Annotated in this window: 7 protein-coding genes; 1 reads left to right on the top strand and 6 read right to left on the bottom strand. The window is 60.0% G+C overall.

What is annotated here, in order from left to right; all coding sequences use genetic code 11:
* From I8N66_RS35755 to I8N66_RS35735, 5 genes are all read right to left on the bottom strand, one after another.
* A partial coding sequence (locus tag I8N66_RS35755; RefSeq protein ID WP_291164802.1) for a hypothetical protein occupies positions 1-854 on the bottom strand: 854 nt, incomplete at its 3' end.
* 9 nt (positions 855-863) lie between these two features.
* Positions 864-1,682, bottom strand: coding sequence for a hypothetical protein (locus I8N66_RS35750; protein ID WP_291164799.1), 819 nt, complete (start codon positions 1,680-1,682; stop codon positions 864-866).
* Positions 1,683-1,810: 128 nt separating this feature from the next.
* On the bottom strand, positions 1,811-2,071 hold the full coding sequence (locus tag I8N66_RS35745) for a hypothetical protein (RefSeq protein WP_291164796.1): 261 nt from the start codon (positions 2,069-2,071) through the stop codon (positions 1,811-1,813).
* Between the two features lie 341 nt (positions 2,072-2,412).
* Positions 2,413-2,718, bottom strand: a complete 306-nt coding sequence (locus I8N66_RS35740) for a hypothetical protein (RefSeq protein WP_291164793.1) — start codon at positions 2,716-2,718, stop codon at positions 2,413-2,415.
* Positions 2,719-2,721: 3 nt separating this feature from the next.
* The gene (locus I8N66_RS35735; RefSeq protein WP_291164790.1) at positions 2,722-3,135 is read right to left on the bottom strand and encodes a hypothetical protein; all 414 of its coding nucleotides are present in this window, start codon (positions 3,133-3,135) and stop codon (positions 2,722-2,724) included.
* A gap of 567 nt (positions 3,136-3,702) precedes the next feature.
* Between I8N66_RS35735 and I8N66_RS35730 the strand changes: the two genes are divergently transcribed.
* Positions 3,703-4,413 (top strand): hypothetical protein, encoded by a 711-nt coding sequence (locus I8N66_RS35730; protein WP_291164787.1) that lies wholly within the window; start codon positions 3,703-3,705, stop codon positions 4,411-4,413.
* Here I8N66_RS35730 and I8N66_RS35725 read toward each other — a convergent pair.
* Positions 4,414-5,633: DNA cytosine methyltransferase (locus I8N66_RS35725; protein ID WP_291164784.1), on the bottom strand; the 1,220-nt coding region annotated here is incomplete at its 5' end.

Here is a 5,633-nt window from a genome sequence, read left to right as displayed (position 1 = left end):
CGGAGCGTGTCCTCGCACGGGATCCGTAGCTGCTCGTCCGGGCCTCGCAGCCTGTTTGCCGCCTCCATAAGCCCCACCATGTCTCTATGAAGTTGGGCAAGATCGGGCTTCGTCGTCGAGCAGGCGGCCCGGACAGCGTCATTCAGATACTGGAACTCGTCCGGCGTGAAGTACTCGGGACGCTCACTTCGGTAGTTGTTCTTCAAGCACACAGGGTCAAACTGGTTCTGCTCCATGGCAAGGATCCAGCCCTTCACGGTGGAAGGTGATGGCTCCCACAGTTCGACCTTCGACCTCGTCGTATAGTTGACCCGTCCCGTCGGCTTCTTGCCAGACCAAGCGGCGCCGGACGCGATCTGCAGCTCCCGCCAGGCCCGCGCGATGATCGGGATCACACGCAGCATCGGCTCTCGGGATCTGCTTACAGTATCAGGAAGGGGAGTCCGGTGGATGCGGGCCAGCCTCCGTTCCTCCACGTATCGTGCCTCGAGTTCTAGGTATTTCCGGACGAAGAACTCCTTCCGGACGACATCCTCTTGGTCCTTTGGCGCAAGGGTGCTGAGACTGCTGGTGCCGGAAAGGCGGGCCTTTGCCTTCCTCGGCGAGTAGAAACCAAATTCCACCGTCATTGGGCTGGAAGGGCGGTTCAGTCGCTCGTTCAGGTCGCCCTGAGTGAAGCTGATGGTAGCGTTGGTCTCGTCCATCCTACGAAGCACGGCGCCGTTCCGGTCGCAGTACAGGACGCTGTACTCGATGCCCAAATCCTTGACGCGTGCGCCTTCCGGAAGCCGGATGAACGGAAGCGAGGCGGGCGCATGCTGCAGCGCGAGAGCTGCACGAAGTTGATCCTGCATGGAAGTCTCCTAGTGATTGTGGTTGAAGCGAACGAAGGGGGCGTCGATGAGCCTGAGGTCCGGTCGCACTGGAATGAGGACCTCGTCATGGACAAGACACCAGATAGCGTTCTCCGCCGCTGCCCTGTCTTCGAAATCAGCCGTGAGGGTCCTGAGGGAGACGGTGCCGTGGAACTTGGATGCGAAGTCCCGAAGCCTCTCGTTGTCGTCGGTGACGGGCGACTTCAAGGCGCGGAGAACGCTCTTGCCGTTCCATCCGCGCGCGTCCGTGATCTCCTTGTCAGTGAGAATGATGGCCTCGTCGGCGAAACCGTTCAGGGAACCGAGGTTCACGCTGCCGATCGTGTCAGGCAGCCCGTCCTTTTCGAGAAGGGAACTCGGTCGGACGGCGACCACGATGCGGTTCCTGGAGGCCAACATCGTGGTCCGGTAGTCGATCGTGTGCCTCTTATCGCCGTCTTCGCAAATGACGGGAATGGCCGAAGGCTGGTCCTCGACGAGGGAGATGTGGCGAGATGCGCAGAGCATGTATGCGAGGTTCATCTCGTACGTGCTGGAGTACGAGATCGCCTTGCGTGTCTTCGGGTTCGTGATGGTTCCGCGCGAATAGCCCTTCGTGCGCGCCGCATACCAGCGCGACGGGGTCGCCTCTTCGGTCGGCTGCCATAGCCAGGGGATGCTGGGCAAGCCGGTGTAATCGTCCTCGTCGTGCGGATCGGCCTCGAATGGCACGTAACGGCCCGAGAGAGGCTCGCTGGATTTCAGGAAAACGGTTTCGGTGGGCAGGGGCAGGAGAGTGCGGTCGAAACCAGATTCCAGCTCCTTCATGTATCGGATTGCTTGGCGGATGCGTGTCACTTGAGGACCTTTCGGGCGCAGGACGCCGTCCCGGCGTGGGCAGCCGGACGTTGTTCCAGTGGATCGGGGTGTTCGACTGCTTCAGCGTCGGCGCTGTGCTATCTTCGGAGGGGCGCGCGTCCGGTAATGCGCCGGGTATCCTGGTCGACGACCGCAACGAGACGCGGGGCTAACCGTTTGGCACGACTGCGCTGCGCCCGCGAAAGTATCGCCCAGAGTCCGGTTGCGCGGAGAAGGAAGGCGATGTCGAGCTCCACTTCCTCGAGTTCGCTCGGCAGCGTCTGAAGGAGTGCGGTGTCAGTGTAGTTGCGCTTGCGGTTCTTCACCGCCACGATCGACAGGGTGGTCTTTCCAGCCATTGGTGTCTCCTGGGTTCATTGCTCGTTGATCAACGGCCGCTCGGCTGGCCCAGCGCCATCCGCCAGCTATTGCGAGAATCCCCATCTCGGTGCTGCGCGAGCCCGCGAGCGCGTCGAAGCCGTAGGGAACGAACCATCGTCGCGGGAAACCGCCTTGCCGGACGGGAGGGGGACGGGGTGGTATCTGCAGTCTTCATCTCTGTCTCTACTCATTAACTTTTAGGCATACGCCATCCTTCGCCCCGGTTGCGGGGCGGCAGGCATGGCCGAGATCTCGAATTTGCCGTTGGCGGCGGACGCTGGATCAGGGTGGGCCGCGAGCGGATACTGTCTTGACCAGATCAGGCACCGGGAAGTTCCGATCCGATTTCGATCATCGCGAGGAACGTGCCGTAGTCGACGAGCTTCAGTTCGTGGGCGCCGACGGAGCGGAGCTCTGCGTTCGCTTTGGCGAAGACTTCAGCCATGCTGCTCCAGATCTCCCACTCCTCGCCGGGGCACTCGTCGGCGGTGATGCACGCATCGACGAGAACAGTGTCCTCAAGGACGATGTACGCATCGGGGCGGTTCGAGAGGTCGGGGACGATGTTGGACGTCTTTTGCAGAGACAGGCTGATTTCGCTCAGAAACTTAATGCAGGATTCCATTGCTTATTCTCCTTGTTTGCGGACGGCGGGCGCCGGGCTTGGCTTGATGTTGTCGATGATGTCTCCCGCATCCCGGACGATGTCCCAGACGCTGATCTCGCGGCCGTAGCGCATGTGGTCGACGAAGTCGGTCGGGAGGGTCAGCACCAGCCGGCGGAAGGACTCCGGCGAGGGGTGCTTCAGGAAGACCCCGGTCAGGCTTCCATCGCGGGCGAGCATCATGCACAGCATCGTGTAGAGGCTCCGGATGGAAGGCCGGCGGGGATCCGCGTAGGCGAGGGCTGCAGAGCGATGCAGCTTCAGTTCGTCCTCGGAAAACGACGACTTCGAGGTGTTCTCAAGCCAGACGCGAAGGCCGTTCTGGTACTTGCCATGGATTTCGCCGGAATGCGGGCGTGCGTGTTCGTTCTGCGGCATGGCGCAGCTCCTTTGCTTTGGTCGGTTCGATAGTGGGAGGGAGAGGGCCCTAGAGAGCGGTAGGCGGTGCTATGTGTTGCGTCATCGAAATCTCCGTCTTCTCCCGATTGTGTAGACCAGGATTAGACGGCTCGCAGGACCGAACCGGAAAAAATGTTGGCGGGACATTTTTGAGAAAGCTCGCGCGGGCCGAACGGACAGGCAGATTGAGGGAGAATGGGTTCGGCGCGTGGCGATCTCCGGGGACAGATTTACTGTCCAAGCCGGACCGGGCGGATGATCCGCTTACTCGGTCGCGAACCCGTGGCGGGCCGCAGCTATTCGAATGTGCATGATGGCTCTCCTGAGCATGGCCCATGCCGACAATGGCCATAGTTAATGCCAAGTTAACTCTGTCTGTCCACCGAATTATTTCAACCGGTGGGTGTTGACGTCTGTCGGTCGGCGCCCTGTAATCGGCGCCCGCGCGTGCACGTCCGGGATTCCTTCCGCTACGAAATATACGACGCCCAGTTGTGTCCTGCATGATGACCCTCGACGCTTGTTTCGAAGACGGAGGAGGGCAAGATGGAACATCAGTTTATCAGGAATCGCCTGGAGGAGATCAGGACGCGTCTGGGACCCGGTTTGGCGAAGCTCGGGCTCGATATTGGCTTCAACACCCGCCGTGACAGCTACGAGGTGTTCTTCGAAAGCAGGGAAAGAAAGATCTTTTCGCCCCTCACGATAAATTTTCCAAACGAGAGCCAATCGAGTTTTCAAGAAGCCTCATGGTCCGAGGCATGGCTGGTGAAGGAGAAGTGGCGCAAGAAGAAGCTCGGAGACACTGGGTGGTGGAACCAAAGGAAGTTGGATGAGGAGGAAGAATTGATCCCCGTATCCTTGGAGGGACCGCAGATGTTCGGCTGGATCGGACGCATGCTCCTGACCGCCAAACCCCTGTCCCACAGCCGCGAGGATCCAGCGCGGATGTACAGCGACCTCGTTGCGGACATGTACTGGAAGATCAGCGGTGAAATATCTGGTCTTTCGATCTCCCGGATTCCAGATGATGAATTGCCGGACGATCGGGAGGCGGAGTTCGAAGCCCTCACGTTCATCGACCATGAGGGCAGGCGGATCCACGTTTGTCACCGTGGAGCGGATGGCGTGGTCCGCCTGCTCATCGATGGCGAGATCGTGGCCAAAATCGGCTTTACTCAAACAGCGACATTGGCCGAATACGTGATCCGCATGAGCAGCGGACGATCCCTCGACGGTATCAAGCTGGGTCGCTGATCAGTCGGCTGCACCCTCGGGAACGCCGTTGGGAAACAGGCGTTCCTCCCAGGCGTCATCCTCCATCTGCTGGCGTTCCCGCTCCCACCGAATGCGCTCGGCGACTTCTCTCAGGTGCGTGCGTTTCATGTGGTTCGGTTCCACGTCCTTGATCAGGGCCTGTTGCATGACCTTTCTCTTCTTGGCACCCGGCTCAAGGATGGCAGCCTCGCCGCGGACAAGCATTTCCGCCTTCTGCAGCACATCCCAGCGCACCCGTCCGGCGTTGAGCCGCAGCTTCCGTCCGATCATGCTTTCATTGATTATTGGCTCTGCAATCGCAGCATCGAGATCGAAGGAGATCCCAGTGAGTGCCGAGTAAATCTGCAAGCCGACAGCCTTCGCAACAACTGGCGGAAGAGCATCCGCGATCATGTCGATATTGCCGCCACGTTCGGCATGGAAGGACCACTTGTCAGGAAAGCCCTGCGCTCGCGCAAGTACCGCCACGGTCAGTTTTGGCAGGAAATAGTCGTCGTCAACGTTGGGAAACTCCTCAACCCTGGTTGCCTCATCGGAAAATCGTGAACGGTCGAATCCCGCGTCCTTGGCTGCATTCAACCGGACCTCGCGAATTTCGGTCGATTCTCGAGGAATCGTAGAAAGCAACTTGCCCTCAAAGCGCTTCCTCCAGCGTTTCGCCCATCTGTCGTAGTCCCACTGGGGCGTGTTGCGGACAACTGTGTCCTGAAGGGCAGGCGCGGTTTCGTACCGGATGACGAGATCGCCGAGCGCCTCTGAGACAAACTTCCGTGTTGGATTTTGGAGGACAGGTGGAATGAAGGCGCCAGCTTCGTCGTTCCGGATTCCCACGATGACGATGCGCTCATCATCCACCGGGAGGCCAAAGTCCGCTGAATTCAAGCGAACGACGTCGACGGTGTACCCAACGGCAGCAAGCTGCGCATTGAACTCCGCCAGATAGGGCAAATTGGGTTCGAAGGTGATGCCTCTGGTGCCTTCGAACATGAAGCCGCGGGGACTGATCGCCCGAACCGCGCGCAGCAGGTCCGGCAGCAGATCGTCGTCCGAACCCCGCTTGGATTCGCCCGACCGCCTGGAGAACGCTGCGGACGGAATGCCTCCTGCAAGGAGGTCGATGCCGCGGTATCTGGCGAGTGCAGAATCCTTCACCTTCTTCAGATCTGTCTGCACGACCGGCCAATCCCAGTTCGCCTTGA

This window comes from Ensifer sp. SSB1 (genome assembly GCF_016652895.1).
Taxonomy (GTDB): Bacteria; Pseudomonadota; Alphaproteobacteria; order Rhizobiales; family Rhizobiaceae; genus Ensifer.
This window is presented reverse-complemented; position numbering and strand designations above follow the sequence as displayed.

What these genes read in the sequence shown, in the direction of transcription:
- I8N66_RS35745 (WP_291164796.1), bottom strand. Translation starts at nt 2,071, where the DNA reads ATGGCTGGAAAGACCACCCTGTCGATCGTGGCGGTGAAGAACCGCAAG.
- I8N66_RS35740 (WP_291164793.1), bottom strand. Translation starts at nt 2,718, where the DNA reads ATGGAATCCTGCATTAAGTTTCTGAGCGAAATCAGCCTGTCTCTGCAA.
- I8N66_RS35735 (WP_291164790.1), bottom strand. Translation starts at nt 3,135, where the DNA reads ATGCCGCAGAACGAACACGCACGCCCGCATTCCGGCGAAATCCATGGC.
- I8N66_RS35750 (WP_291164799.1), bottom strand. Translation starts at nt 1,682, where the DNA reads ATGAAGGAGCTGGAATCTGGTTTCGACCGCACTCTCCTGCCCCTGCCC.
- I8N66_RS35730 (WP_291164787.1), top strand. Translation starts at nt 3,703, where the DNA reads ATGGAACATCAGTTTATCAGGAATCGCCTGGAGGAGATCAGGACGCGT.